Source organism: Candidatus Bipolaricaulota bacterium (genome assembly GCA_021159055.1).
GTDB lineage: Bacteria > Bipolaricaulota > Bipolaricaulia > UBA7950 > UBA9294 > S016-54.
The window spans coordinates 1-1,747 of record JAGGSO010000124.1; the positions used below are offsets into that span (position 1 = coordinate 1).

The following is a 1,747-nucleotide window of genomic DNA, read 5'->3' on the forward strand; positions in this document are numbered from 1 at the left end:
TTCGCAAGCGGCGGGCTCTGTGCCCGATCATTGACCCCATTTCAGAGAACAGGGTGGTTGTCCGACCGCGCGCGGATGGGGTAACATCCGGCATAAGGAGGAACGATGCCGCAAGAACCACAATCAACCGACGAACAGCTCGTCAGGGTAATCGACAAGGGCCCGGCCGGGCAGATCCACATCCGCCTCTCCCGGTTCCGCGAACGTGATTATCTCGATATCCGCAATTTCTACATGACCGAAGCCGGGGAGTGGCGGCCCACACGCAAGGGGATCGCCATTCCAGTCGAGTTCTACGATGAGCTCATGGACGCCCTCGCTGCGGCCAAACCGATGATCGAGGCACGGACCAAAGCGGGCGAGGCCTAGCCGCCGCAGGAGTCGCACCCGATGACGTGCACGTACTTCGTGATCGAGTTCTGTACCCCATCGTCGTCAACTACGGTGAGGGTGACCGGATACTGCGTTCCGCTACCACCGGCCGAGGTGTAGATGTGTTCAGTGTACTCGCCGACGCCGGTCGTACCATCACCGAAGTCCCAGGTGTAGGAGACGATCTCCCCGTCAGGGTCGTACGAATCGGATGCATCGAAGTAGACCGGCTCGTTAGTGGGGTTCATGTACCCTGAGTAGGTAAACGCGGCGTGCGGTGGTAGGCTGAGGGCCTGTACGTTGTGATAGACCGTCCCTTCCTTTCCAGCATCGTCGGTGACGGTCAGCGTCACCTTGTAGATCCCCTTCTCGGTGAACTTGTGTTTTATCTCCTTCCCTGCTCCAGTCGTCCCGTCCCCGAAGTCCCAATCGTAGGCTACGATGATCCCGTTCGGGCTGGAAGACGCCCCGGCGTTGAAGCTGACCTCCAGGGGCGGGTAACCGCTCTTCGGGGTGTATGAGAACTCAGCCCGGGGGAGGCTTGGGAATAGACATCCGGCGAGGGCGACGACCGCGATTAAAAGCGTTCCGAACGCAATGAACCTCAATCTCATGAATCGATCTTCCTCCCTATCGATGGTTCCCTTATTCTACGCTGTACTCGAGTGCGGCGCACCCTTCTGCGGCGTCGTGCCTTGTTGGGTCGAGTCCGCCCGGCTACCATTCTCCATGAGATGAGCAGACCTGATCCGTGGACCGAGTATACCCTGGGAGAGGAAATCGCAAACGCTGTCACGCACGGTGTTGGGACTGTCCTTAGCATGGTGGGCCTTGCGCTGCTCGTTGTGCATGCCGCGCGCGGGCACGATCCGCTGCGAATCGCAAGCTTCACCATCTATGGGACGAGCCTCGTCCTCCTTCATCTTGCATCGACGTTATATCACGGGCTTCGTCCCCCGCGGGTGAAGCGAATCTTCCGGGTGATCGATCACTGCTCGATCTACTTGCTGATCGCCGGGACGTACACCCCGTTCCTTCTCATCGCGCTGCACGATACCCAAGGATTCATGCTCCTCGGGGTGGTGTGGGGGCTCGCCCTGATGGGGATCATATTTCAGATCGCGTTATCCGGTTGGTTCGGCAAGCTATCCGTCCTCACCTACATCGGGATGGGGTGGCTGGTGGTAATCGTCTTCCGCAAGCTCCTCGTCAGCCTCCCGATCGGAGGTTTTCTCCTCCTCCTTGGCGGCGGACTCTCCTATCTGGTCGGGATCATCTTCTACGGCTGGAAGAACCTCCCGTACCACCACGCCATCTGGCACCTGTTCGTCCTCGGCGGAAGCGCGTGCCACTTCTTCGCAATCTTCCTCTACCT

3 protein-coding genes are annotated in these 1,747 nt (G+C 59.4%); 2 read left to right on the forward strand and 1 reads right to left on the reverse strand.

Annotated features, from left to right (window positions below; translation table 11 throughout):
* The first annotated feature begins 105 nt into the window (after nt 1-105).
* Nucleotides 106-369: a transcriptional coactivator p15/PC4 family protein gene (locus tag J7J55_06425; protein MCD6142336.1), complete on the forward strand. Its 264-nt coding sequence runs from the start codon at nt 106-108 to the stop codon at nt 367-369.
* On the opposite strand, the gene J7J55_06430 is transcribed toward J7J55_06425, so the two are convergent.
* Complete coding sequence (locus J7J55_06430) at nt 366-986, reverse strand: PKD domain-containing protein (GenBank protein MCD6142337.1); 621 nt, start codon at nt 984-986, stop codon at nt 366-368. The two genes, J7J55_06425 and J7J55_06430, sit on opposite strands and share 4 nt — an antisense overlap.
* Nucleotides 987-1,106: 120 nt before the next feature.
* Between J7J55_06430 and J7J55_06435 the strand changes: the two genes are divergently transcribed.
* On the forward strand, nt 1,107-1,747 hold a 641-nt coding region (locus J7J55_06435), incomplete at its 3' end, for a hemolysin III family protein (protein ID MCD6142338.1).